The 24,609-nt window shown below is 69.2% G+C and carries 28 protein-coding genes and 4 pseudogenes; 13 read left to right on the forward strand and 19 right to left on the reverse strand.

Translation table 11 applies throughout. The features are described from left to right. Positions 1 to 200 precede the first annotated feature (200 nt). Complete coding sequence (locus IEZ17_RS38880; protein ID WP_189308355.1) at positions 201 to 758, reverse strand: YbaK/EbsC family protein; 558 nt, start codon at positions 756 to 758, stop codon at positions 201 to 203. Between the two features lie 66 nt (positions 759 to 824). Further along, complete coding sequence (locus IEZ17_RS38885) at positions 825 to 1,391, reverse strand: helix-turn-helix domain-containing protein (RefSeq protein WP_189308356.1); 567 nt, start codon at positions 1,389 to 1,391, stop codon at positions 825 to 827. Between the two features lie 107 nt (positions 1,392 to 1,498). Here IEZ17_RS38885 and IEZ17_RS38890 point away from each other — a divergent pair, with 107 nt between their 5' ends. Next, complete coding sequence (locus IEZ17_RS38890) at positions 1,499 to 2,368, forward strand: DMT family transporter (protein ID WP_189308357.1); 870 nt, start codon at positions 1,499 to 1,501, stop codon at positions 2,366 to 2,368. Between the two features lie 13 nt (positions 2,369 to 2,381). Here IEZ17_RS38890 and IEZ17_RS38895 read toward each other — a convergent pair whose 3' ends face one another. After that, on the reverse strand, positions 2,382 to 3,161 hold the full coding sequence (locus IEZ17_RS38895) for an acyltransferase (RefSeq protein WP_189308358.1): 780 nt from the start codon (positions 3,159 to 3,161) through the stop codon (positions 2,382 to 2,384). Between the two features lie 138 nt (positions 3,162 to 3,299). Here IEZ17_RS38895 and IEZ17_RS38900 point away from each other — a divergent pair, with 138 nt between their 5' ends. Next, positions 3,300 to 3,848, forward strand: a complete 549-nt coding sequence (locus IEZ17_RS38900) for a gamma carbonic anhydrase family protein (protein WP_189308359.1) — start codon at positions 3,300 to 3,302, stop codon at positions 3,846 to 3,848. An 80-nt stretch (positions 3,849 to 3,928) separates the two neighbouring features. On the opposite strand, the gene IEZ17_RS38905 is transcribed toward IEZ17_RS38900, so the two are convergent. From IEZ17_RS38905 to IEZ17_RS38950, 10 genes are all read right to left on the reverse strand, one after another. Then, positions 3,929 to 4,693, reverse strand: a complete 765-nt coding sequence (locus IEZ17_RS38905; protein WP_189308360.1) for an enoyl-CoA hydratase/isomerase family protein — start codon at positions 4,691 to 4,693, stop codon at positions 3,929 to 3,931. A gap of 44 nt (positions 4,694 to 4,737) precedes the next feature. Further along, positions 4,738 to 5,949, reverse strand: coding sequence for a cytochrome P450 (locus IEZ17_RS38910; RefSeq protein WP_229853057.1), 1,212 nt, complete (start codon positions 5,947 to 5,949; stop codon positions 4,738 to 4,740). A 144-nt stretch (positions 5,950 to 6,093) separates the two neighbouring features. After that, positions 6,094 to 7,458 carry a cytochrome P450 gene (locus IEZ17_RS38915; protein WP_189308362.1) on the reverse strand — a complete coding sequence of 455 codons (1,365 nt, stop codon included), beginning with the start codon at positions 7,456 to 7,458 and terminating at the stop codon, positions 6,094 to 6,096. Positions 7,459 to 7,468: 10 nt separating this feature from the next. After that, complete coding sequence (locus IEZ17_RS38920; RefSeq protein ID WP_189308363.1) at positions 7,469 to 8,059, reverse strand: GTP-binding protein; 591 nt, start codon at positions 8,057 to 8,059, stop codon at positions 7,469 to 7,471. Next, a complete protein-coding gene (locus IEZ17_RS38925) occupies positions 8,034 to 8,414 on the reverse strand; it encodes a DUF742 domain-containing protein (RefSeq protein ID WP_189308364.1) in 381 nt (126 codons plus the stop codon). The genes IEZ17_RS38920 and IEZ17_RS38925 overlap by 26 nt, the downstream gene beginning before the upstream one ends. Then, positions 8,411 to 8,824 (reverse strand): roadblock/LC7 domain-containing protein, encoded by a 414-nt coding sequence (locus tag IEZ17_RS38930; protein ID WP_189308365.1) that lies wholly within the window; start codon positions 8,822 to 8,824, stop codon positions 8,411 to 8,413. Before IEZ17_RS38930 ends, IEZ17_RS38925 begins: the two co-directional genes overlap by 4 nt. Further along, a complete protein-coding gene (locus tag IEZ17_RS38935) occupies positions 8,821 to 10,032 on the reverse strand; it encodes an ATP-binding protein (protein ID WP_189308366.1) in 1,212 nt (403 codons plus the stop codon). The genes IEZ17_RS38930 and IEZ17_RS38935 overlap by 4 nt, the downstream gene beginning before the upstream one ends. A 71-nt stretch (positions 10,033 to 10,103) precedes the next feature. Next, entirely contained in the window at positions 10,104 to 10,316 is a 213-nt protein-coding gene (locus tag IEZ17_RS38940) for a hypothetical protein (RefSeq protein ID WP_189308367.1), read from the reverse strand. 149 nt (positions 10,317 to 10,465) lie between these two features. Beyond that, positions 10,466 to 10,822, reverse strand: a complete 357-nt coding sequence (locus IEZ17_RS38945; protein WP_189308368.1) for a DUF4333 domain-containing protein — start codon at positions 10,820 to 10,822, stop codon at positions 10,466 to 10,468. A gap of 141 nt (positions 10,823 to 10,963) precedes the next feature. Then, entirely contained in the window at positions 10,964 to 11,971 is a 1,008-nt protein-coding gene (locus IEZ17_RS38950; RefSeq protein WP_189308369.1) for an alpha/beta hydrolase, read from the reverse strand. Positions 11,972 to 12,268: 297 nt separating this feature from the next. Between IEZ17_RS38950 and IEZ17_RS38955 the strand changes: the two genes are divergently transcribed. Both IEZ17_RS38955 and IEZ17_RS38960 read left to right on the forward strand, forming a co-directional pair. Further along, positions 12,269 to 14,197, forward strand: a complete 1,929-nt coding sequence (locus tag IEZ17_RS38955; protein ID WP_189308370.1) for an ATP-binding protein — start codon at positions 12,269 to 12,271, stop codon at positions 14,195 to 14,197. Between the two features lie 97 nt (positions 14,198 to 14,294). Beyond that, a complete protein-coding gene (locus IEZ17_RS38960; protein ID WP_189308371.1) occupies positions 14,295 to 14,504 on the forward strand; it encodes a hypothetical protein in 210 nt (69 codons plus the stop codon). Positions 14,505 to 14,523: 19 nt separating this feature from the next. On the opposite strand, the gene IEZ17_RS38965 is transcribed toward IEZ17_RS38960, so the two are convergent. Continuing rightward, positions 14,524 to 15,186 carry a DedA family protein gene (locus IEZ17_RS38965; protein WP_189308372.1) on the reverse strand — a complete coding sequence of 221 codons (663 nt, stop codon included), beginning with the start codon at positions 15,184 to 15,186 and terminating at the stop codon, positions 14,524 to 14,526. 264 nt (positions 15,187 to 15,450) lie between these two features. Then, positions 15,451 to 15,747: pseudogene (locus IEZ17_RS38970) on the reverse strand (DUF4442 domain-containing protein); the annotation flags it as partial. 444 nt (positions 15,748 to 16,191) lie between these two features. Here IEZ17_RS38970 and IEZ17_RS38975 point away from each other — a divergent pair. The 5 genes and pseudogenes from IEZ17_RS38975 (at position 16,192) to IEZ17_RS38995 (ending at position 20,166) form a co-directional block, all read left to right on the forward strand. Further along, on the forward strand, positions 16,192 to 17,199 hold the full coding sequence (locus IEZ17_RS38975) for a glycosyl hydrolase family 18 protein (RefSeq protein WP_189308374.1): 1,008 nt from the start codon (positions 16,192 to 16,194) through the stop codon (positions 17,197 to 17,199). A 309-nt stretch (positions 17,200 to 17,508) separates the two neighbouring features. Next, positions 17,509 to 18,015 carry a TetR/AcrR family transcriptional regulator gene (locus IEZ17_RS38980; protein ID WP_229853055.1) on the forward strand — a complete coding sequence of 169 codons (507 nt, stop codon included), beginning with the start codon at positions 17,509 to 17,511 and terminating at the stop codon, positions 18,013 to 18,015. Positions 18,016 to 18,073: 58 nt separating this feature from the next. Further along, on the forward strand, positions 18,074 to 18,571 hold the full coding sequence (locus IEZ17_RS38985; RefSeq protein ID WP_268249891.1) for a DUF6463 family protein: 498 nt from the start codon (positions 18,074 to 18,076) through the stop codon (positions 18,569 to 18,571). Between the two features lie 123 nt (positions 18,572 to 18,694). Then, positions 18,695 to 19,594: pseudogene (locus tag IEZ17_RS38990) on the forward strand (transposase); the annotation flags it as partial. A gap of 2 nt (positions 19,595 to 19,596) precedes the next feature. Continuing rightward, positions 19,597 to 20,166, forward strand: coding sequence for an alpha/beta hydrolase (locus IEZ17_RS38995; protein ID WP_189308377.1), 570 nt, complete (start codon positions 19,597 to 19,599; stop codon positions 20,164 to 20,166). Between the two features lie 13 nt (positions 20,167 to 20,179). On the opposite strand, the pseudogene IEZ17_RS39000 reads toward IEZ17_RS38995, so the two are convergent. After that, positions 20,180 to 20,299: pseudogene (locus IEZ17_RS39000) on the reverse strand (IS5/IS1182 family transposase); the annotation flags it as partial. A gap of 11 nt (positions 20,300 to 20,310) precedes the next feature. On the opposite strand from IEZ17_RS39000, the pseudogene IEZ17_RS39005 reads away from it, so the two are divergent. Next, positions 20,311 to 20,631 (forward strand): annotated as a pseudogene (locus IEZ17_RS39005) (transposase family protein); the annotation flags it as partial. Positions 20,632 to 20,648: 17 nt separating this feature from the next. On the opposite strand, the gene IEZ17_RS39010 reads toward IEZ17_RS39005, so the two are convergent. Next, complete coding sequence (locus IEZ17_RS39010) at positions 20,649 to 21,014, reverse strand: VOC family protein (protein WP_189308378.1); 366 nt, start codon at positions 21,012 to 21,014, stop codon at positions 20,649 to 20,651. Between IEZ17_RS39010 and IEZ17_RS44045 the strand changes: the two genes are divergently transcribed. After that, on the forward strand, positions 21,003 to 21,467 hold the full coding sequence (locus tag IEZ17_RS44045; protein ID WP_189308379.1) for a DUF4158 domain-containing protein: 465 nt from the start codon (positions 21,003 to 21,005) through the stop codon (positions 21,465 to 21,467). The two genes, IEZ17_RS39010 and IEZ17_RS44045, sit on opposite strands and share 12 nt — an antisense overlap. A gap of 146 nt (positions 21,468 to 21,613) precedes the next feature. Next, positions 21,614 to 22,204 carry a dihydrofolate reductase family protein gene (locus IEZ17_RS39020; RefSeq protein WP_189308380.1) on the forward strand — a complete coding sequence of 197 codons (591 nt, stop codon included), beginning with the start codon at positions 21,614 to 21,616 and terminating at the stop codon, positions 22,202 to 22,204. 20 nt (positions 22,205 to 22,224) lie between these two features. Here IEZ17_RS39020 and IEZ17_RS39025 read toward each other — a convergent pair whose 3' ends face one another. Then, positions 22,225 to 22,407, reverse strand: coding sequence for a hypothetical protein (locus IEZ17_RS39025; protein ID WP_189308381.1), 183 nt, complete (start codon positions 22,405 to 22,407; stop codon positions 22,225 to 22,227). 255 nt (positions 22,408 to 22,662) lie between these two features. On the opposite strand from IEZ17_RS39025, the gene IEZ17_RS39030 reads away from it, so the two are divergent. Continuing rightward, positions 22,663 to 23,886 (forward strand): glycosyltransferase, encoded by a 1,224-nt coding sequence (locus IEZ17_RS39030; RefSeq protein ID WP_189308382.1) that lies wholly within the window; start codon positions 22,663 to 22,665, stop codon positions 23,884 to 23,886. A 283-nt stretch (positions 23,887 to 24,169) separates the two neighbouring features. Here IEZ17_RS39030 and IEZ17_RS39035 read toward each other — a convergent pair. Then, positions 24,170 to 24,609: TetR family transcriptional regulator (locus IEZ17_RS39035; RefSeq protein WP_189308383.1), on the reverse strand; the 440-nt coding region annotated here is incomplete at its 5' end.

Below are 24,609 nucleotides of genomic sequence, written 5' to 3' on the forward strand. Positions count from 1 at the left end.
ACCCGTTCAAGCACCCGGACGGTGCATGTCGCCTGTCACCAACGTGCCGGGACAACACAGCTAGGGCGTTTCTGACGGCTTTTGAAACCGGTTCCCGGCTGGGGCGGGTGCTTCCGGTGGGGCCGTCCGCGCCTCACGTGGCGACTTGTGCCGGGTTGGCTGGTCGGCCCGGAGGCCGACCAAGAGCCATCAGAAGCGCCCTAGGCGACGCCCAGCCCCTCCAGCACGGTGGCGCCCGGGAGTTCGGCCAGCGCCTTGCCCGGCACGATGAGCTTGCCGCGGCGGCTGCCGCTGCCGATCAGGGCGTACGGGGCATCGGCCACCGCGGCGTCCACGAGCACCGGCCAGGACGCGGGCAGCCCGATCGGGGTGATACCGCCGTACTCCATCCCGCTGTCACCGACCGCGGTGTCCATGGGCGCGAACGACGCCTTGCGGGCGCCCAGATGACGGCGCACCACACCGTTGACGTCGACGCGGGTGGTGGAGAGCACGAGGCAGGCGGCCAGGGTGACCTCGCCGCCGCGCTTGCCGGCCACCACCACGCAGTTCGCCGACTGCTCCAGGAGCCAGCGGCCGTAGTGCTCGACGAGGAGTTCGGTGTCCGCGATGGCCGGGTCCGTGTCGACGTAGCGGAGTTCCCGGACGGGCACCGGGCCGCGCCAGTCGCGGATCGCGGCGGCCACCGGACCGGGCAGCAGGTCCAGGCACTCGGCGGCGGGCCGGACATCGTCGAAGGCATCCATCGGCACGGGCATGCACGTCAAGCTAACAGGCGCCGCGGCTCCGCCGGCGGCCCGTCTCACGGAGTGATCACGGACCGGTCAGAGCGGGATGATCACCGACATCGTCATCTCCACCGGTTCCTCGCCGTCGTTGCGGTAGCCGTGCGGGACCTTGGCCTCGAAGGTCGCCGAGGCGCCGGCGGCCACCGCGTGCTCGGCGCCGTCCACGACCAGCGTGAGGGTGCCGGCCCGGACGTGCAGCAGCTCGACGGTGCCCGGCGGATGCGGATCGGAGGCGCTCTCGTCCCCGGGCATCAGCCGCCAGTCCCACATTTCGAACGGGCCCGGCGCCTCCCCGCCGACCAGGAGCGAGGTGTGGCTCCCGGCCTTGGTGGACCACATCCGGACCGCCTCGCCCGGCGCCACGATCCGTACCTGCGGGCCCTGTTCGTAGTCGAGGAGCGTGGTGATGCTGACGCCGAGCGCGTCGGCGATCTTGACGGTGGTCCCCACGCTCGGGTTCGTCCGGGCCTGCTCGATCTGGATGATCATGCCGCGGCTGACTCCGGCGCGGGCCGCCAGCGCGTCGAGGGTGTAGCCGCGTTCGGTGCGCCAGCGCTTGAGATTGCGGGCGAGCGACTGCGTGAGCTGGTCGAGATCCGTCACGGTCCGTCCAAGTCGAAGGTCAATATATTCGATTCCGCAGTTCACTTCATTGCACTACGGTGTGGTGTACTTCAGCGTCCAGCTCACTGTACTGCGAGGTTTTCACCATGACAGCGGCCTTCGCCCTGGCCACCAGTCTCCTCTGGGGGCTCGCCGACTTCGGCGGCGGACTGCTCACCCGACGTTTCCACGCGCTGACCGTCGTGGTGGTCTCGCAGACGCTCGCCGCGCTGGTACTGGGCGGCATCGTACTGACGACCGGCGGCTGGCGAGAGGCCGGACCGCAGCTGTGGTTCGCGGTCGCGGCCGGTGTCGTCGGCCCGGTGTCGATGCTCTGCTTCTACCGCGCACTGGCCCTCGGCCCGATGGGCGTGGTCTCCCCGCTCGGCTCGCTCGGCACCGTCCTCATACCGCTCGGCGTCGGCATCCTCGCGGGCGAACGGCCGGGACTCCTCCAGGCCGCCGGTATGGCCGTCGCGGTGGTCGGCGTCCTGCTGGCGGGCGGGCCCCGGCTCGGCGGCGCGTCCGTGGCCCGCCAGACGATCGTGCTCACCCTGATCTCGGCGCTCGGCTTCGGCGCGGTGATGGCGCTGATCGCGGAGGCGTCCACGACCGTCACCGGGCTCTTCCTCGCGCTGTTCGTCCAGCGGGTGTGCAATGTGATGGTCGGCGGCACGGCGCTCTACGCCACGGTCCGGCGCGGCACTCCGGCACTGCCCGCCGAGGGTTTCGCCGCCGTCCGCCGCACGCTCCCCGCGCTCGCCTTCGTCGGGATCGCCGACGTCGCCGCCAACGGCACCTACGCCGTCGCCGCCCAGCACGGCCCGGTCACGATGGCGGCGGTGCTCGCCTCCCTCTACCTGGTGGTCACCGCACTCGCCGCGCTCGCCGTCCTCAAGGAGCGGATGCGCGCCGTGCAGACCGCCGGCGCCTCACTCGCCCTGGTCGGCTCGATCCTGCTCGCCGCGCACAGTTGATGCCGGCGGACCGTCAGCCGCCGGGCACCCGCTGGGGCGCCGGTGCCGCCTCGCCCTGCTCCCACTCCCCCAGCGCGCGTAGCTGCTCCGGTGTGACGCCCTCCGGGATCGGCACCGGAGCCGGCGTCCGCAGCGGCGGCTGCCAACCCTCCCGCGGATCCCAGCTGCGCACGACCTTGGCGGGCGCCCCGGCCACCACCGCGTGGTCGGGGACCTCGCCGCGTACGACGGAGCCCGCCGCGACCACCACGTTCCGGCCCAGCCGGGCGCCGGGCAGGATGACCGCCCCGGTGCCGATCCAGCTGCCGGGGCCGATGGCGACCGGGTCGGTGCGCGGCCACTGCTTGCCCACCGGCATCTCGGGATCGTCGTAACTGTGGTTGGTCGTGGTGACGTACACCCCCGGACCGAAGAAGCAGTCATCGCCGATCGTCAGCCGAACATCCGCGATCACATGGCTGCCGCGCCCCAGCACCACGCCGTTGCCCAGCGTCAGGATCGGCTCCGACCCGAGGTCCAGGTCCGGCATCATGCCCGCGGTCAGCGTCACGTCCTGGGCGATGATGCAGTAGTCGCCGATCTCGATCCAGGGGTCGCCGAAGACCGTGCCCTGCGGATAGGCCAGCCGGGTTCCGGTGCCGATCCGGCGGAAGCGGTACGGGCCCGGGCACTCCGCGGTGACGGCCGCGGCCTCGCGCACCCAGCGCGCGCTCCGGTGGAGGGCGCGCGACACGGCCCGGCGCCGCCAGGCCGCAAGGGACGAGAACACGTTCTGGTTTATCGGCACCCGCACACCGTACTCAGCGCGCCCCGCGACCGGCCGCGCGACGGGCTGTGATCTTCGCCCCACCGGCCGCCGCCCCCGTCGGCGGCAGCGGCCGTCGTCTACGGTGCTGTTGGCGCGGCACAGAACTGGCGAGGAGATCCGCAGATGGCAGGACGGGCACTGATTTCACCGGTGGGCGACGGCCGGCCGGACATCGACCCCGAGGCGTACACCGCCCCCACCTCCGTCGTCGTCGGTGACGTCACCCTCGCCGCCGGCGCCAGCGTCTGGTACCACGCCGTCCTGCGCGGCGACTGCGGCCCCATCGTCCTCGGCGCCGACAGCAACATCCAGGACAACTGCACGGTGCACGTGGACCCGGGCTTCCCGGTGACCGTCGGCGAGCGGGTCTCCGTCGGCCACAACGCCGTGCTGCACGGCTGCACCGTCGAGGACGACGTCCTGGTCGGCATGGGCGCCACGGTGCTCAACGGCGCGCACATCGGCGCGGGCTCCCTGATCGCCGCCCAGGCCCTGGTCCCCCAGGGCATGCGGGTCCCGCCCGGCTCCCTGGTCGCCGGCGTCCCCGCCAAGGTCAAGCGCGAACTGACCGCGGAGGAGCGGGAGACCATCAAGCTGAACGCCGCCATGTACCTCGAACTCGCCGCCCGCCACCGCGCATCGGTGCCGGAGACCGCGGACTCCGAGGGCTGACGGCGACGCCCGCACACCGCACGGTGCGGCCTGGTCAGGGCCGCACCCGGCGCATTACGCGGCTGCCCCGCAACGGCGGCTCAGCCGCGCCGGGCGTACTGCGCGGCGCTCAGCGCGGAGGACAGCAGCTCGGCGTCGAAGAGGGAGGCGTCCGCGAGCCGGTGGGCGTTCGCGTACGCGTTCATCATGAGCTTGGCCGTCCGCAGCGCCGAGGGGGACCGGCGGACGAGGGGCTTGGTCCAGCGCTGGACGGCCTTGTCCAGCTCCCTTTCCGGGACGACCTTGTGGAGCACGGACAGGTCCCTGGCGGTCTCCGCGTCGAAGTTGTCCGCGGTCAGGATCAGTTCGCGGACCTTGGCGGCGCCCACCTCGTGCAGCAGCCGGGGCATGATGCCTCCCCAGGCGGGCGGCACCCCGAGGCCGAGTTCCGGCAGCCGGAAGCGGCAGTTGTCCGCCCCGACCCGCAGATCGCAGAAGAGCGCGAGCCCCACGCCTGCCCCGACCACCCCGCCGTGCAGCCGGGCGATGGACACCACGTCGGTGGTCGCGAGAGCGTCGCACACCCGGCGGGCCTTGTTGCCGAGGGCGCGCAGCGCCAGCCCGCCCGGGTCCTGGGTGAGCAGTTCGGGGAACTCGGCGCGGTCGCCGCCCAGGCAGAAGTCGTCCCCCGCCCCGGAAAGGATCAGCACCCGTATACCGGTCTCGTCGTCCAGGGAGCCGAGCACGGCGAGGAGTTCGTCGAGGATCACCCCGGATATGGCGTTGCCCGCCTCGGGGCAGTTCAACTGGACGTCGAGGACGGGACCTTCCTGCATCACACGGAGGGTCTTGAAGTCTTGCATCATGGTGTTCCTTGTTCGTTGAGCCACGCTTCGTATGCGGGGTCGCTTCAGGCCTGGACGACGGGAAGTTCCATGAGGCGGCGGAAGGCCACGCGGGGCGCCCACACGGGATCGCCGGCGATCCGCAGGCACGGCAGGCGCCGGAGCAACGAGCTGAGAACGCACGTCGCTTCCATACGGGCCAGTGCATTGCCGAGGCAGTAGTGGATGCCGCCGCCGAAGCTCAGGTGGGGAGCCTTGCGGCGGATGTCGAACACATCGGGGTCGGCGTACTGCGCCGGGTCGTGGTGCGCGGCGCCGACCATGAGCTGCACCATCTCGCCTTTCCGGACGTCCACTCCGGCGAGTTCGGTGTCCTCCGCGGCCACCCGGCTGATCATGTGTATCGGGGCGTCGTAGCGCAGCGTCTCGTCGATCGCGCCCGGTATGCGCTCGGGGTGGACCCGCAGCCAGTCCAACTGGCGCGGGTGCTCCAGGAGTAGCCACACCATGCTCGTCAGCAGGTGCGAGGTGGTCTCCAGCGCGGCGAGGACCATGAAGAGGGCGAGGGAGAAGACGGCCTCGTCGGCGGCGTCCCGGTCGGCTTCCAGGACGTCCCAGGTGCGGATCCACGACGAGACCGGATCATCTCCCGGCGATTTTCGACGCTCCCGTATCAGACCGGTGAAATACTCCCGCAAACGGTGGGTCGCGGCATCGGACACCGCGAGCTGACTCGGCGACGGGAACAATTCCTGGGTGTGGACCTGGTCATGGGTGAGCGACCGCAGCAGCGGATAGTCGGCGGACGGCAATCCCAGCCATTCACCTATGGTGATCACCGGCAATTCGTCACCGACCAGCGCGCAGAAATCGGCGGAGCCGTCGCGGAGTTGCTCGGTGAGATCGCCCAGCAGCCGCTCGGTGTTCTTCTCGACCGCATGCCGCATGTCCTCCAGCGAAGCACGGTCGAATACATTCCCCAACGGCCGCCGCATCTGCGTGTGATGCGGCGGGTTGAGCATCGGCATCGTGCCGCCCATTTGACGTGAAGCGGGGGTGCTCCAGCGTGCGGCATCCGACTGGCCGGTACGCCAACTGGTGTCGGGCACCAGCCAGTCCCGGCTTCGCAGGACGCGGTGGCACAATCGGTAAGAGGTCGCCAGGTGCCCGCCCCACGGCGCCGGAACAACTTCGCCCATTGCCCGGAGTTTCCGGTAGAAAGGCAATGGATTCGACTGTCCTCGAGCCGTACGCAGACGGGAGAAAAGCGCAACCATGCTACGCCGATCAACAGATGCGGCAGCAAGAGCGGGCTCCACGAGCGACTTCCTTTCCAGAAGATCACACAATAATCGCCAGCGCTGCATACCCCTCCGCTTGAACGTTCATGCGAGCAAAGAACATCTGCACTGTCGCAAAGCTCACACCTTCCACCAGCTGAGGAAGCCGCTCCACCAGCCACCCCGCCGCTTGCCCTGCTGCTCCTGAGCCGCCGCACTGCCGGCGGCAGCCGCCTGCCCCCCGCCCGCCACGGACGCCCGCTGCTCCCGGCGTACCGGGGTGAAACGGGCAGGCAACGCATTGAGGGCACGGTGGAAGGGGCCGGGCCGCCAGGTCAGGGTTTCCGCAGGCACGCCCAGTTCGATGTCGGGCAGGGTGTTGAGCAGCTTCTCGATCGCCCGGATCGAGATCAGCATGGCCGGGTCCTTGGCGGGGCAGGCGTGCGGCCCGGCGCCCCAGGCGAGATGGGCCCGCTTGCTGAAGGTCTGCCGGCTGGCGGACAGGCTCGGATCCGTGTTGGCCGCCGCGAAACTGATCAGGACCGGGCTGCCGGCCGCCAGTTTGGTTCCGTTGACCTCCACGTCCTGGAGGGGGTAGTGGGTGGCGTAGTTGGCGATCGGCGGGCTGTTCCAGAGCACCTCGTTGATGGCGTCCTCGACCAGCACCCCGCCGCCGTGCTGGCCCGCACCGAACTGCTCGTCCGACAGCAGCAGCCGCAGCGCACTGGCGATGATGTTCTGTACGGGCTCGGTGCCCGCCCCTATGAGCAGCGCCAGCTGATGGACCATCTCCTCGTCGGTCAGCCGGGAAGGGTGCTCCATCATCCAGGACGTGATGTCCTCGCCCGGCTGCGTCCGCTTCAGCGCGACCAGCTCGAACAGGGCGCCCGCCATCGCCTCGTTGGCCCGCTCGACGTCGATGCCGTCGAACAGGCTGGAGATCGCGACGATCAGCCGGTCGCCGACGTCCGCGGGGCAGCCGAACAGGTCGTTGAAGACCAGCAGCGGCAGCACCTGCGCGAAGTCACCGATCAGATCGGCCTTGCCGCGGACACTGAACTGGTCGATGAGGTACGCGGCGACCCGGTCCACGTGCCGACTCACCCGGTGCATATCGACCTTGGCCAGACTGTCCGTGACGACCTGACGGAGCCTCAGATGCGTCGCGCCGTCCGAAAACATGCTGTTCGGCCGGTACATCATCATGGGCACCACGGGGCTGTCGAGCGGAACGCGGCCGTCGTGCAGGGCCCGCCAGCGGCGCGGGTCGCGCGCGAACGCGTCCGGGTTCTGCAACACCTGAAGCGCCATCGCGTAGTCCGTGACGAGGTCGGCCTCGACGCCGGGGGCGAGTTCGACCGGCGCGACCGGGCCGTGCTGCCGCAGGCTCTCGTAGACCGCCTGCGGAGCGGCGGCGAATTCCGGGCCGTGCAGGGACGTTCTCATGCCATCGGCATGTGCCAGGCAGCCCGGCGGCGGAGTCTGGAATTCCGAATGAGATTGCATGCCTGAACTCCTAGTTGAGGCGGGACTGTAGGTAACGGACAAGCGTGATCAGGGAATCCGCCGATGAACGCTCGTCACGTGCATCACAATTGACAACAGGCGTCTCCGGGAGCAGGTCCAGCGCCTCCCGGATCTCATCGAAGGAATGCTCCGGAGTCCCGTCGAAGCGGTTCACGGCGATGGCGTACGGGATTCCATAGTGTTCCACCAGGTCCATGACAGGAAACGATTCTTCCAGTCGCTGCGGGTCGACCAGGACCAGCGCCCCGAGCGCACCGCGCGTCATGTCCTCCCACACCTGAACGAACCGCTGCTGACCAGGCGTTCCGAACAGGTACAGGACCAGCTTCTCGCTGAGCGTGAGCCGGCCGAAATCCATGGCGACCGTTGTCGTGGTCTTGCCGGGCGCCCCCCGCAGATCGTCAATTCCTGCGCTTGCCTGCGTCATTACCTCTTCGGTGCGCAGCGGCGGAATCTCCGACATCGTGCCGATGAACGTCGTCTTCCCCACGGCGAAGTGCCCGACCACCAGGATCTTCGCCGCGGTCTGTACCGAATTTCGCAGGTACACGCCGTCATCCAAAGCGAGCCTGGAGCCCATTCAGCACCTCCTCAAGGATTTGCCGGTCGACAAGCTGAGCGCTGGGGATGGGCGCGCGTGCATAGAGATGGCCCTCCTCCGTGAGATCGGACACCAGAATCCTGACGACCCCCACCGGCAGACCGGTGTGCCCGGCTATCTCGGCGATCGACAGAAAACCCCCGGCGCACAGCTCCAGCACGCGCTGTTTCTCCGGGTCGAGCGGTTGGGTCCGGGGCGGTTCCTGAGCGACGGTGACCAGGGTCAGCAGCGAGAATCGGCTGTCGTCCACGAGGTCGCGACCGTTGGTGATGACGTACGGCCGTACTAATTCCGCTGCTTCGTGTACCAGCTCCGGCTCGTCATCAATGGTCATGGCTGGATATTGGCCCTCTCACGAGGTGGGCTGGTCAGCGCCTTGCCGAGCTGCCCGACCAGCTGCTGCATACGGAACGAGATCTCCGCCATGTCGACGTCCGGTGAGGCCGAGACCGCGAGATAGGCACCTTCACCGGCCGAAATCAGGAAAACCCAGCCGTGGTCGAATTCCACCAGCGTCTGCCGCCACTGCGGCCTCGTGTTCGGACCTGTACTGCTGCAGAAATCGGCAACCGTACGGCTCAGTGACTGCATTCCGCTCATCGCGGCGGCAACGGTATCGGCGTGGTCCCGGCCGACGTCCTTGGAACGGGCCATCAGCAGACCGTCAGCCGATACGAGAATGGCATGCTGCGCTTCGGGCAATTCCAGAGCACTGTCAAGCATCCACGACAGATCGTAGTTCACTGAACCTCATGCCCTTCACTGCTTGCGTTGGTGGAACGACGGCCCGATTGCGTACCGCGCTGGAATGCGCCCATGGCGGACGCGGTCCGCGCGCTGTCGCGAGCCGGTGTGGGGGTGCTCTCGTTTTCCGTCGGCACGATGGATATCGCACCGCGGCGGCGGCGCTTCGGCAGACCGCCCGCGGTGGTCTCCGGGACGGCCGGAGGGCCCGCTTCCGGCCCGCCGAAGTCGGGGGGACCGGGTGCCCGGTGGCGCGGCCCCGGAGCGGCGGCAGCCTGCGGACCAGGAGGGTTCTCGGGCGGCAGCGGGGTGGATGCGGCCACGGCAGGCCCCTCCTCGGATTCGTGCAGGGACGTGAGGAGCTCGTCGGGGAGCAGGACGACCGCGCGCACACCGCCGTAGGGCGAGGTGGAGTCCACCGATACCGTGAAGCCGTAGCGGGCGGCGAGCACACCGATGACGGTGAATCCGAACTGCGGCGGATTGCCGAGGCTGGAGACGCTGGCGGAGTTCCCGCCGGACAGCAGCTGGCCGGCCCGCGCCTTCTCTTCCTCGTTCATGCCGACACCGGCGTCATCGACGATGATGCAGACACCCTTGGGCACCGGACGGATATTGATCTCGATGATCGTTTCCGGTGCGGAATAACTGGTGGCGTTGTCCAGCAGTTCGGCGAGTACCAGCGCCACCGGTTCGACGGCGCGGTTCACGATGGCGAAATTACTCTGCGATCGGATCTCGACGCGAGTGAAGTGGCGGATACGGCCCTTCGCGCTGCGCACCACGTCGTAGAGCGACGCGTCGTTACGGCGCCGGCCAAGCCAGCCGTCACAGAGCACGGCGATGGACTGGGCCCGCCGCGCGAACTGCGAATTCATGTGGTCGATGTCCAGCAGGTCTTGCAGGATCTTCTGCTCGCCATACGTCTCCTGGAGTTTGGAGATCGCCAGCTGCTGCTCGCTCGCCAGTCCCTGGAGGGTCCGCATGGCGGCCTTCAGGGTGTTCTTGGTGGATTCCTCGGCGCGGTCCTTGGCCTCTTCTACGGCCTCCGCATAGTGGTCTTCGAGATTGGCGTAGTGCTGCTTCAGCTCAACCTTTTCCCTACCGAGCTCCTTGATCTTCTTTCGGCCGCGAATAATCGCGGTAGCGGCGACAGGGGTACCAGCGATCAATCCCCAGAGCGCTGGATCCTGGAAGTATTGCGTCATAGGACTCTCTTTGGACGACGAAGCCACCAGGTTTCATATGTCTGACTGCGATCGCATCTGCACGCGCGGTCTCAGACATAACTGAACGGCCGCGCACAGTCGCCGGCCAGAAAGCCTTTGCAGGCCCGGCTAATGGCATAGTTCTCCCCGAGGGTGGCGATTTTCTGAGGCCAATGCGCGGAATTCCTTTTGCCATAGCAGGTGACTACCCGGTTGGCAAGTGCGATGATCTTAGCATCACGCCGCAGCCCGAAGTCCAACAGCGATCTGTCGCCTTCCGGCACCTGACGGAGATTCAACAAAGGCCGTCTTTGGGGCCATTGGCTCCCGGCGCAGCCGTCGGGGGCAAGAGGTTGCGCGCGTTCCTGACGATCCGCTAGCACATCGGACCAGGTGGTAGCGAACGCAATGTGGCGCGAATCCGCAGGCCGGGTCAGCGATGCGGAGCGTCGTGGACGTAAGTGATCTCGCCGCCGCCGACCCTGACGACCCGTACGGTCATCTCGCGATCGGTGCCCCGGAGGTAGCGGGCCGTGCACCGCGTCCACGCGCCCTTGACCGCGCGGAGGTCCCGCGCACACTCAACCGACCGCGGTCCGCGGGGAATCAGCGGAAGGGACAGATGGTCCGAGATCGACCGGGCGACCTCCCCGCGCGGCACGGCGTCGGTCCTGCCGTCCACCTTGCTGGTCGCGTCCCGGTCCCGCAACCAGAGGTTGCCGGCCACGAGACTTCCGGCCAGCACGGTCACCGCGGTCAACACCAGCCCGACCACGCGCAGATACCTCACCGCACTCCTCCACCGGCATCGCAGGAGGTCCGGCCGGGGCGTCGGCCGAACACGGAACAATTGTGTCTGATGCCCCGACTCCGGCAACAGGAGGCGAAGTCGGGAGCAACCGACCCGCAGCGGCCCACTCCGGGTGGAACGTCACACGGACGGCACCGGCCCCAGCATCTGTTCGCTGATCCAGTGCAGCGACTCGGGCATCCGCTGGATATAGGTATGGCCGCTGTGCACGCCGTCCGGTATTTCGTAGAGCGTGGAGTGGATCGGCCCCCGGGCCCCGTCGGTGTAGCCGCTGAAGAAGCGCTTCACGTCCGGCACCGCGTCCTCCTTGCTGCCGAGCTCGAACGCCAGATAGACCTGCGGCCCGCCCCGTGCGGCCAGCTGCCGCGCCAGATGCCGCGGGTCGTTGGCCAGCATCTCCGCCGGATGGCCCTTCCACAGCGGTGAATCCGGCGCCGTGTCGGGGCCGTTGACGATCGCCGCCTTGAACTTCTGCGGCTCCTTGAGCACTGCCTTCAGCGCGGCGAACCCGCCGGACGACGACCCCATGAAGGCCCAGCCGTCCCGGCTCGCGTACGTACGGAAGTTGGCCCGCGCGAAATCCGACACGTCCTCGGTCAGCCACGTCCCCATCTTCGGCTGCCCCGGGATGTCGCTGCCGTCGTAGTACGTCTTGCGCGGGTTGAGCACCGGCATCACCAGGATGAACGGCAGCGTCTTGCCCTCCTGCGACCATTCCGCTACCCGCTCCTCCAGCTCGAACGTGCCCTCCGCCCAGTAGTTGGACGGATAGCCCCAGGCACCGGGCAGCGCGATCAGCACCGGGAAGCCGCTCTTGGCGTACTTCGGCTGGCTGTACTGGGGCGGCAGCCAGGCCCAGATGTCCCCGGTGTAACCGGACTTGCGGCCGTGCCACCTGGTCCGGATGACCCGGTTGCCGTCGTCCCCCGTCGTACGGAACGTGGTGAACGCCGAGTGGGGGCCGTGGGGCGGCACCATGTGGGGCCGGCCGTTCAGGGCATCCGCCGCGTGTGCCCGCAGGCGCGGCACGTTCGACGCGTCGACGACATCCCTGCTCGGTCCGCCACAACCGGCCAGCAGGCCCAGGGCCGCCACACTCACCGCAGCTCGGACGCGCAGGGACTTCATCGGGACCTTCTCCTCAGGCGCTCGGGGCCGGCCGGGGCACTCCACGCTGCCACCGCGAAACCGGTCGAAAGACACCACCTTAAGATCGGCCCGAACACTGCCGAGCAGCACCCCTGTCCATCGTGACCTGGGGTTTACCGTTCCGTGTCGCCAGGAAGACGTCCGCGCACGTCAAACGCGCCGAACACGTTTCCCCCTATCGGTGAACCCCATCCGCTGTTTACCGGGCGGTCGGTTCTGGCATCGTGGGCAGTTCCAGGGAAGTGCGCGGCGCTGTGCCGTGGTTGGGGATGACCGATGACCGCGTGGGCCGATCACGGGCCGCTGCCCGACGTAGTGGGACGGGCAGTTGAGCACGAGCAGGTAGCCGGACTGCTGGACGGCGCCCAGCTGATCACGCTCACCGGACCCGCGGGGGTCGGCAAGAGCGTCCTGGCCAGGGCCGTCCTGGAGGAGCACACCGGCCCGCACCACGACACGGTGCTCCGGGTCGGCTGCTGGGAGGGACTCACCGCGGAGGATCTGACCGCCACGCTGCTGGGGGCGGCCGGCCTGTCCGGTCACACCGCCGAGACCCTCGCCGCGTACTGCCGCGCACAGCACACCCGCGTTCTGCTGGACGACTGCGATCCGCTGCTCGACGCCTGCGCGCTGCTGGTACGGCGGCTGCTGCAGGCCGAGCCCGCGTTGCGGATCATGGCCACCGCCCGCCGCCCGCTGGGACTGCCCGGGGAACGGGTCGTTCCGCTCGGGCCGCTCCCGGTGACCCTGGGCGAGGGGATCGCCGGACCGGCCGTCGAGCTGCTGGCGGCGCACACCGGCCCCGCCGCACCGGAACTCCTGGTCTCCGTCTGCCGAACGCTGGAGGGCTCGCCCCTCGCGATCGGCCTGGCCGCGCGGCAGCTGGACCGGATGTCCCTGTCCCAGCTCGCCAGGAAACTGGACGCTCACGGTCCGCTGCACTGCTCCGGCCCCGCGCCCACCCGCCGCCACACCTCGCTGCACGCCGCCCACGCCGCCGGGTACGCCCTCTGTTCCCCCCTCGACCAGCAGGTATGGGCGCGCCTCTCCGTACTTCCGGGGGATTTCGACCCGTGGCTCGCCGGCTGCGTCTGCACCAGCAGTGACGTTCCTGCTGCCGCCGTCGACGGTGCGCTGGAGCGCCTTCGCGTCGCCTCGGTCCTCGAATGCGTACGGGACGCCCAGAGCGCCCGCGACACCGGGGTCACGCTGCCACCGCGCTACCGACTGCCGCGCGGCGCCCGGGACTTCGGACGGGCGCAGCTGCGTGCGGCGGGCGAGGAGAACGGGGCGCTGGGCCGCTTCCGGCAGGCGTGCGCGGCGCTCGCGGCCGAGGCCCAGATCACCTGGCAGGGAACCGGCCAGCAGCTCGCGGTCCGCCTCGTCGAGGACGAACAGCACCATCTCGACGCGGCGTTGACCCGTCCGCCGCTCGACGCCGAGGACGCGCTCGGCGCGCTGGAGATCGCGGTCTCGCTCTGGTTCCGGTGGGCGGCCTGCGGATTCCGTCGCGAAGGGCGCGCGCACCTGGACCGGCTGCTGCTGCTCGCGCCGGAGGACACCGCGCTGCGGGCCCGCGCGCTGTGGCTGGCCGGCCACCTCGCGGCGCAGGAGAACGCGCCGGCCGCCGCGGAACCGCTGCTGGACCAAGCCTGGGCGGCGGCCGTGATGCACGCCGACTCCGACGGCCTGGCCCGTATCGCGCACACCCACGGGGTGCTGGCGCTGTACCGCGGGGACACCGCGACGGCCGTGGCCTGCCTGGAAGAGGCGGCCCGGCACACCTCCCGGGACCCCTGGTTCGGACCGGGCCCGGCACACAGCCGGGCGCTCCTCGCCATCGCCCTCGCCCCGCACGACGCGGACCGTGCCACGGCGGCGGCCCGCCGTGCCTGGCAGTCCCGCCACTCCGACGGCGACTTCTGGCTGTACTCGACCGTCCTCTACGCCCGCGCCCTCATCGAGCGCGCCCACGGAGAGCCGGCGGCGGCGCTGAGGGCCTGCCGCAAGGCTCTGGTGGCCAAGAAGCTGATCGGCGACCCGCTGTTCATCGCGGGGGCCCGCACCATGCTGGCCGGCCTGCGCCGCCAGGTACGCACCGGGACACCGGTATGCGATCCCGCCGCCGAACTCCGCTGGTGGCGGCGGACCGGCCCCGGCACCCGCCCCCAGCCGTACTTCTCCCGGCTGCGGGCGGGTCCGTGAGGAGGACGGTGCCCGGCGACCGGCCGCCGGGCACCGTCCGTGACGCGGCGACTGCGGTCGGGATGCGGCAGGGCCGGGTCCGTCGCATGCTGGAGGAATGAAGCGTGCCCCCGTGATCGTGCATCCGCCGTCCACCGGCGGTCGCCGCGTCACGCTCTACGGACAGGACCTGGGACGGGCGTTGCGCCCCGGCGACGTGGCCGCGATCCTGCGCCGGGCCGGCTTCTCCACCGCGCGATTCGTCTGGGACGACTCGGGTGTCATCGAATGGCGCGACGGCGGACCGGACACCTGGCAGATGCCCTGACGTCCGATGGTGCGACGCCTCAGTCGGCCGTCGCCGCGACCGGGGACTCCGCTTCCGCCTCCGCCGCCTCGCGGGCCGCGGCGGCCTTCTTCGCCCGGTGCTTCATCAGCAGGAACGAGCCGATGCCGAACAGCACCGCGGCCCCCAGCCCCCAGTACTGGAAGCGCTTGAGCCAGGGCTCGGCGACCAGGCCGACGGTGTAGATCAGCGCGGTGGTACCGCCCGCCCAGATCACCCCGCCGAGGACATTGGCGATCAGGAACTTCCAGTACGGCATCTTCAGCACACCGGCGAGCGGACCCGCGAAGATGCGCAGCAGCGCGATGAACCGGCCGAAGAAGACCGCCCACATACCCCACTTGTCGAACTTCGCCTCGGCCATGGCGACATGGTCGGGACCGAAGTGCTTGGGGAACTTCCGGCCGGCCCATGCCAGCAGCGGCCTGCCGCCCTTGCGCCCGATCAGATAGCCGATGGAGTCGCCGACGATGGCGCCGATGGACGCGCAGGCACCGAGCACGAACGGGTCGATGTGGTCCTGGGTCGCGGCCAGGATCGCCGCGCTGACGAGGACGATCTCACCGGGGAGCGGAATGCCCAGGCTCTCCAGGCCGATGACCAGCGCCACCAGGAGGTAGACACTCAGAGCCGGTACTGTCGCCAGCCATTCCTGGATGTGCAAGGCCGCTTCCTCCGCTGGTGTAGGGCCCCCGTGGGCCGTTGCCCGGTGCCGGTGCCACCGGTCGGTCGTTCCCCTGGCGCGCCGTACCGGCGCGCCCGGGAAGCGTACTCGATCGGTCCGGTCGGACGACGAACCCGAGGGGGACGGGGATATCCCGTATGGCGCGTGCATCTCTCTGCCGATGCATCTCTTTACGGAGACGCCGCCACTCCCCGCGGGGGTTCATCGCGCGGGCCGCTTATCCCGCGCCGACCTGCCGCGCTCTCATTTGTTGGGACGCAGCGTCCACACAATGGTCATCTCGCCGGTGACCGCGTCATCGCTGTCGCGGGTGATCAGCACCTTCACCGGGAACTCCGGGCGCTCCCCGGCAACCGCGTCGGCCACCGGGCGGCCCAGCTCGGCGGTGGCCGTCACCGGCCCCATGGCGAGCTTCTTGTAGCCGATCTCGGCTCCCACGGCGAGCGGCACCGCGCGGCCGAGCTGGTTGCCGAAGGCCGTCATGACGATCGCGCCGCTCGCCGACTCGGCGAGGGTGAACATCGCGCCTGCACCGCGCCCGGTGGGCGATGACCCTGCTCTTCGCCGCTACGACCACGGCCTGCCTGGTGGTGCTCGCCACCGTCGCCGTTCACACCGGCGGCCAGTCCCGTGCCCACGGCCTGGACGACGCCGTGAGCCATCGCGCCGACGGACTGGCGCGTCCTCTTCTACGACGACGGCGGCCAGCTGCGCCTCGACGGGATCTACGACGACAGCCTCGCCGACAATGCCGAGGTACTCGGTGTGGTCCAGGTCACCGCGGGCGCGGGTAGCGCGCCGTCGGCCCGAGGAACACCCCGCTGTCATCTCCGTAATCAGCGACCGCACAAGGCTCGCACATCTCAATCAGCAGCCAGGGCGCCCCGGAGAACCGGGCGGCCACTCCTGCGAAGCCAGTGAAGGCAAGAACCCATCAGCCGCACCCGGCCCTCCCGGACCGCACAACAACTTACGGAGCAACCCATGCGCAACCTACTGTCCCGCCGTCGCCTCCTCGTCGGCACAGCCGCCTCCGTCGCCGTGATCGCGGTCGCCTGCGCCGCACCCACCCAGGCCACCCAGCGGCTGCCCGTGCTCGGCTACCAGGTCCAGGGCGACGCGACCGCCCTGATCGATGCCAGCGCCCGCGCGCTGGGCTCCGTCGGCGTCGACGGAGTCAACATCAGCCCCGACGGGAGCGGCGTCGACGCTCCCGGTGCCGCCGCGCGCGGCCAACTCGCCGCCGCGCACGCCCACGGCCTGCCCGCCGAATACCTCGTCGGCAACTTCAACGCGACGACCAACGACTTCGACGAGTCCGCTGCCAACAGGCTCCTGTCCAGCGCCGCCAACATCGACAACGTGGTCAGCACCCTCAGCAACGCCGTCTCCTCCCAGGGATGGGACGGCGTCTCCATCGACGTGGAATCCCTCGCCGCACGCGACACCGACGGCCTGGCCCGCTTCGTCACCTCCCTGCGCCGGGCCCTGCCCGCGGGCAAGACCATCAGCATCGCCGTGACCACCTACACCAACACCGCCGACTACGCCGCCAACGGCTGGGACCTGCCGACGCTCGGCCCACTCGTCGACCGCGTCGTGCTCATGGCCTATGACGAGCACAGCAACAGCAGCGGACCTGGCCCTGTCGGCGAACTGTCCTGGCAGTCTGCGGGCCTGGACGCTCTCACGAGTCAGGTCGCCCCTGGCAAAGTCGACCTCGGCGTGGCCGGCTACGGCTACTCATGGAAACCCACTGGCGCGGTAACCCAACTCAGCGACCAAGGCGCCCGAGACCTCGCCAGTGCCGACGGCGCCACCACCACATTCGACAGCACGACCGGCGAATGGAACGCCACCCTCTCGGACGGAACTGTTCTGTGGTGGTCCGACGCCCAATCCCTCGCCGCACGTCGCACCCTCGCCGCCGTCAAGGGCATCCACGGACTCGCCGTTTGGGACCTGGGCCTGTCGGACACGATCCAGCCCTGACCAGCATCGCTACCGGCTCCGGCGGCGAGAGCGTGCTTCATCTTGAAGTTGCAGGTCACGGGACTGGTGTGAGCTGACGCCAGGGTGCTCCTGCCGGTCAGGAGCGAGATCGCCAGGAGCGCGTCTCAGTAACCAGCCATCAGTACGCCTTTGGGCGTGAGTCTCGTGGAACGGGTGGGGCGCCGGAGGATCCGGCGCCCCACCGATTCCCCTTCCTCGGACGCCTGTTAGCCTCTTCCATACCAAACCTTTTGGTATGGAAGAGAGGTCAAGGTGGGTGCGGAGAGGTCGGCGTGGCTGGACCAGGGCTTGACGCTGCTGGCGGAGCAGGGTGCGCCGGCGGTGACGCTGGATCGGCTGTGTGAGCGCATGGGCATGTCGAAGGGTGCCTTCTACCACCACTTCGGATCGATGCCGAAGTATCGGACCCGATTGCTCGACCACTTCGAGGCCAAGTGCACCACGGCGATCATCGATGGAGTTGAAGCGTCCGACACGCTTCCAGCGCGGGAGCGGCTGGCCAGGCTCCTGGCTGAAGTGACCAAGGACGCCGGCCCGCCGCTGGAGATCGCGATGCGGGCCTGGGCGAAGCAGGATCCCGAGGCGGCGCAGGTGCAGGAGCGTGTCGACGCAACCCGCATCGGATATCTGCGGGATCTGTGCGAACAGGCCGGCCATGGCAGACCGGATCAAGTGGCCAAGATGCTCTATCTGATGTTGGTCGGGGCGGAGCACCTCACGCCCCCGCTCCCGAAGTCAGAGCTGCGCGGCATGTACGAGCTGCTGATGCCGCTCCTGGACCGGTCGGCCTCCTGACTTCGCCGGCGATCGAAATGGATCCCTCGCCCGCCGCTCCCGGAAGGAACACAGCGTCATGAATGCCTCCGCACGCCCGGAATCCCGTACGTCCAACGCCAGAGGTCTCCGCCTCTGGGTCCCCCGTCTGATGCTCGCTGCCGCCGCGGTGCACATGATGGTGGGCGTCATCGCGTCGCACTCGTACTGGAGCGGCATCGTCTCCGACGGACTGTGGAATACCGTCCGCAACGACAACTACACCCGCATGATGGCCCTTTGGTTCATGATCAGCGGAGTTGCCTTCTTCGGCCTCGGGCTCCTTTCCAGGAGGGTCGTGATCGCCATGGGCGCGATGCCCGTGGAGACCGGATGGATCCTGCTGGCACTCGGAATCCCGGTGGCAGTGCTGGAACCGGTCTCAGGCGGCTGGTCTCTGATCGCCATCGGCGTGCTGGCGGTGGCGGCGTCGCGGCGCGACACCGGCATGACGGACTTCGACCGATCGGGCGGTCGACGAGAGGGAGGGCCGACTGCTCCAGGCGCGGCCGCACTGAATACCGCACCCTCTGAATAGGTGCTCTGCACCAGTATGGGGTTCGTGATCATTCATGCGGGATGATTCCGGTATGAGTGGTGGCGATGGGCTGTTCGAGGTCGAACCGGTCGAGAAGAAGCGACCGCAGGCCGTCTGGCGTCCGTGGACAGGACATTCCGGGACTTCGACCCGCGCCAGGTCCTGCTGCTGCCCCTCGTCGCTGGACGAGTGGCTGCCTGAAGGGCATCTCGCCCGGTTCGTTGCCGACCAGGTCGACGAGGTGCCTGACCTTCCCTGATCCTGGCGGACTACACCGAAAAGCGCGGCTACCCGCCCTACGATCCACGGCTGACGGTGCGGCTGCTGATCTACGGCTACAGCACCGGTATGCGTTCTTCGCGGGCGATCGAGCGTCGTTGCGTCGATGATGTCGCGTTCCGGTCCCTGACTGCCCACCAGGCCCCCGACTTCCGCTCGATCGCCCGGTTCCGCCGCCGCCACTTGGATGCGCTGGCCGACCTGTTCACCCAGTCGCTGCACCTCGCGCAGAAGCTGGGCATGGTCAAGATGGGCCGCGTCGCGCTGGACGGCACGAAGCTGGATGCGAACGCCTCCGAACACAAGGCGATGAGCTACGGCCGCCAGGTCGACAAAGAAGAGCAGATCGAGGCTGAGATCGCCGAGTTGGAGGCGAAGGCCCGAGGTTTGCCGGCCGACGCCGAGGCCACCGACGACGCCGAGGGACAGGTCTTCGGCGTCGACGGCAAGGAGGTGGACCTGCCAGCCGAGCTGGACCGGCGGGAGAAGCGCCTCGCGCGGCTGCGGGCCGCCCGCGCGCAGATCGAGGCCGAGGCCGCCGACATCACCACCAACGCCTCGGACGCGCTGGACTGCACCGCCATGCCGGACCAGTCTGCCGCCAACACCGGCATCCACCCCAAGCAAGCCTTGGTCGACGCCGGATACTGCTCCGAGACCAACCTCGAAGCCGCACGGGACCGCCAACTCGACTTCGACACCAGCACGTTCATGGCCACCGGCCGCCTCGGCCACGACGAGCGACCGTGGACGACGTCGGCCGGGTGATAGCCGCGACCGGCGTCGAGCGCCCGATCCTGGTCGGCTGGTCGCACGGCGCGACCGCCGCGGTCCGCTACGCGGCACAGCACCCGGGCGAGATCAGCGGTCTGGTGCTCGTTGACGGCGGCTTCCCGATCTCGATGTTCGACGACGCCGGCAAACAGCGAGTGCGCACGCAGTTCCGCCGACTCGGCCCGCTGATGCGGCTCGCTGCACTCCTGGGCCATTCCGCCCGCATGACGCCGGCTCAGGCCGCCGACGTCGTCATCGAGCTGGATGAGGTCAACGGCACCCTCGAAGCGGACTTCACGACGCTGAACTGCCCCGCAGCTTTCGTTCTCGGCACCGGCGGCCACTCCGGCGCTTCGGCCCAGGAGATGGCCACGCTGCGCGCCTCCGCGGCCAGGGCCGAGCAGGCCGGACGCCACGTGTCGACCTTCACGACGGCGCCCGCCAACCACGTCCGGATCCTCGCCCGGTCGCCGGACCGCATCGCCTCGGCCATCGCAAGCGTCGCCGAGCAGACGGCGAGCACAGGACGTCTTTGCGCATGATGCCAGGAGCTCTTCAACGCAGCGCGGTTCGCAGGCGTCGCCGGCAGATCAGCGAGCAGGCGAGCTTGAGGAACGCCTCGTGGATGTCGTCGCGGACCTCCCAACGGATGCGCAGGCGGCCGAACCAGTGCAGGAGCGCAGTGGGGTCGGCCGCGCACCCGACCGGATCGCCTGAGCGCCGACCGCGCCTACAGCTCACGCCGAAACCGCCGTTACCTGCGCCCTCGGCAGATCAAGCACACCATCCCCGAACCCATCAACCAGCGGCACAACCGGGCACGGCGCGGGAGTCGTGGAGGTCGCCCCACCGGATGCGATCAGGGAAGCTGTGCCCGCAGGAACGAAGTCGAGCGCCTGGTCAACAAACTCAAGGCCCAACGGGCAGTCGCCACGCGCTTCGACAAGCGGGCCTTCATCTTCCATGGCACGGTCACCCTCGCATCGATTCGGAGATGGCTCCGCTGACGAATGCAGGGCAGTCCTCAAGGCCGATGGCAGACGGCCTCGACGTTGTTCCCATCGGGATCGCGGACGAAGGCTCCGTAGTAGGACTCGTGGTACTCCGGCCACAGCCGGGGCGCGTGCAGGCCCTCGGCGCCTACCGCGAGGGCTGCTGCGTAGAAGGCGTCCACGGCGGCGCGGTCGGCCGCACCGAATGCGATGTGCAGTTCACGTGCAGACTCGGGGCCAGTCGCGGGGACCAGCCACAACGGGTGGCCCGTCACTCCGAAGCTGATGTTCTCTCCGAACTGCTTCTTGCGCTCGCCACCCAGCGGAGCGAGTACGGCGTCGTAAAAGGAGGCGCTGGCTGCGATGTCGTGTACCTGGATGGCAATGTGATCCAACATGCGCCAACTCTGTACTACCGCAGGGGTGTTGTCGCGCAGTTTTCATTCAGCCACTCCTCGGCCGAGCACAGCAGCACACAGCCTGTATTCCGAACCTATCGGACAGGCTCTAGCGAGCCAGGGGCAACGGGAGCAGACCGCACTGATCATCTGCGGGAGATCGCCGAGTATCTGGGGTGGTGGCCGGTGAAGTCGCTGGAGCTGAAGGAACCGGACGGGTTCCTGCCGGCGCGGGCGCTGGAGCACGACTCCCCGTCGCTGTTGTTCCGGCTGGGGTGCGACTATCTGCGCTCGGCCAAGGTGATCCGGCCCGGTGCGGTGACGCTGCTGGAGAAGGTCGGCACCGCGCGCCAGGCCGCCCAGCCGGCCCAGGGGGCGCGGCGGTGCTCTGCGTGTGCTCGTCCGTCATCAGCGGACCAGAGCGGGGAAGGGGAGTATCCGCCCTTTCCATGATCAAGATATAGCGCACAGGGGGGCTTGCGGCAAGACCCCGGGGGTGCCGCAGAATCGCCCATCTAACCCAGGAACACGGAGGCAGGCCGCTCCTACCGGCGCGACCTGATCCCTACTCACATCCCTCTCGAAGGAATGAGCAGCCCTTGCGCAAGCTGACCTACTACGTCGCCGCCACCCTCGACGGCTACATAGCCGGTCCCGACGGGCAGTACGACTTCTTTCCCTTCGGCGGCGAGGAAGCCGCCGCGATCCTGGCGGACTTCCCCGAGACCATGCCCACGCCCGCGCGGGAGCCGTGGGGGATCGCCAACCGGGCCGCCCGGCGGTTCGACACGGTCATCATGGGCCGTGCGACCTACGACCCGGGCCTAAAGGCTGGGCTCACCAGCCCGTACGCCCACCTCCGGCAATACGTCGTCTCCCGCACGCTCATCAGCCCCGATCCGGCGGTGACCGTCGTCGACGACCCCGTCGCGCTCGTCCGCGAGCTCAAGGCGCAGGACGGCATGGACATCTGGCTGTGCGGCGGCGGCAAACTGGCGGCCGCCCTGCGCAACGAGATCGACGAACTGATCATCAAGCGCAACCCGATCGTGATCGGTTCCGGCATCCCGCTGTTCGACGGTCCCTTCGCCCCGACGGACTTCGCTGCGGCCGGCACGCGGACCTTCGACTCCGGCCTCACCATCACTACCTTCTCGAAGGTGGTGTCCTCGGCGGACGCGCGGAGCTGAGGGTCGTCGACTCCTGCACCTCACCGCCTGCCCCTCGCACGCCTTCCGAGGATTCGCTGAGAGGTTTCGCCTTCCACCCCGCCCTTGACCGCCACCACCGAGGAGACCTGTATGTGCGTGATCACTCCCTCCCTGTCTCCCCCGAACGCCACCATGACCGGCCTGGAGCACTCCGTCAGCCGGGAGCAGGTCTGGACGGTCACCGCGGGCACCCTGGCTGTGGCCTGCGGTGACCGCACCGGAAGGTCCTGGCCGGGAAGATCCTGCTCCTGCCGCCGGACCTCATCCGCCGGAACCACGCCCCGGAGCCGGCCGAAGCCCATGTGTCGATGCGCTGACGGAGTCGCCTCCGTTCCCGGCACCGAGGGCACCCGCGAACCGCCCTGGGCTCGTTGACCACTTCCACTGACAGCAAGACCGGGCCCCTGCCAGGAATCCCACGAAATGAGACTCACTACATGCGCGTGTTGTTGATGGCCTACGGGTCGCGCGGAGACGTCGAACCGCTGGTGGCGGTTGCGGTGCGGCTGCGGGACCTCGGAGTGGACGTGCGGATGTGCACGCCTCCGGACTTCACGGAGCTGTTCGACTCCGTCGGCCTCCCGCTGGTGCCGATCGGCCAGCCGGTGCGCCCGTTCGTGAAGGGGGTGCTGACCGGGAAGACGAAGGCGCCCGCGGAGGGGCTGCCCGCACGCGCGGCCGCGATGACCGCCACGACGTACGAGGCGGTCGTCACGGCTGCCGAGGGGTGCGACGTGATCCTGGCAACCGGTCTGCTCCCGGCCGCGGCCGGCGCGAGGACGGCAGCCGAGCACCTGGGCATCCCTTACGTGTTCGTGGCCTACTTCCCCGCCTACCTGCCTTCGCCACACCACCCGCCATTCGAGCGGCCGGGCCGGCCGTTCCCGCCCGGCGTGACCGACAACCGGATGCTGTGGAACCTGGACGCCGAGACCATGAACGTGCTGTTCGGGACCGGTCTCAACACCCACCGGGCGTCCATCGGCCTACCGCCGGTAAGCCATTTCCGCGACCACGTCCTCACCGACCGCCCCTGGCTGGCCACCGACCCGGTCCTGAGCCCGTGGCAGGAGCCGGCGGACCTCGACGTGGTGCAGACCGGCGCGTGGTTGCGGACCGACGACCGCCCGCTGCCATCCGACGTGGAGGCGTTTCTCCACGCCGGTGAACCGCCTGTGTACGTGGGGTTCGGCAGCATTCCGATGCGCGACGCGGACGACGTCGCCCGGGCGGCCGTCGAGGCGGTCCGCGCGCAGGGCCGCCGCGTGCTCCTCTCCCGCGGCTGGGCCGACCTGGCAGTGGCCGACGACCAAGACGACTGCTTCGCCGTCGGCGAGGTCAACCACCACGCCCTATTCCCGCGTGTCGCCGCCGTCGTCCACCACGGCGGCGCGGGCACCACGACCACGGCCGCCCGAGCCGGTGCGCCCCAGGTGGTCATACCCCAGCTGGCGGACCAGCCGTACTGGGCCAGCCGCGTGGCCGACCTCGGCATCGGCGCGGCACACGACGGCCCGATCCCGACCTTCGAGTCCCTGTCGGCCGTGCTCGATGTCGCCCTGGCTCCCGAGACCCGAGCGCGGGCAGCCGCTGTCGCCAGCATGATCCGCACCGACGGCGCGACGGTGGCTGCGAAGCTGCTGCTCGACATGGTCGGCTGAGAAAGGTGCCCGACAAGAGGCCCGCCACCCGACGGTGGCGGGCCTCGGTCTACCCCTCGCTCGGTGCACGGAGGTAGGCGCCAGTGGCCGCACGCCTCCAGGCGCAGGTCCTCCAGAGCCAAAGGACGAGTAGCCAGCAAGATCAATCTCAGTGTCGACCACGGTTCCATTGCCCCAACCGAAGCCGTACGTGAGCACGCTGTGGCGGAGCCGCGTCCGTCGGCGAGCCTGACGAGCGACGGGCCGATGCGCAACCAGCCGATGAGCGGGTGGATCTGTCCGATCAGCCCAGCGATGCGCTCACTGCGCGCAGCTCGTCCAGGGCCGCCAGGACGTATCCGGCGAGTTCGTCCTTGCCGTCACGGTCGCCCTCGGACCATTGGCCGAACCCGCGCTTGAAGGCCAGGACGCCCAGCTCGCCCGCGAGAGCCGCAGTCGGATCGGGTACGCCGCGGGCGACCAGAGCGGTTGTCATCGCGGCCGCGAGACTGACGGTCTTGAGGGCGTCACGCTCTTGCAGCTCGGCGCTGGCGGCGACGGCCGCCTTCAGGCGCGGGGCGAGCTCGCGGTTCATGGGGCCCATCGCGCTTGACGCGCGCTCAAGACCGGCGGCGACCGCCTCTAGCGGGGTTGCGCAGCCGGGAGCCTCGGCGATCCCCTCGGCCAGCAGCCGACTCAGCGTCTCCTGTCCGGCCACCAGCAGCTCACGCTTGTCGGGGAAGT

The organism is Streptomyces albospinus (assembly GCF_014648695.1).
In the GTDB taxonomy this organism is placed as follows: Bacteria; Actinomycetota; Actinomycetes; order Streptomycetales; family Streptomycetaceae; genus Streptomyces; species Streptomyces albospinus.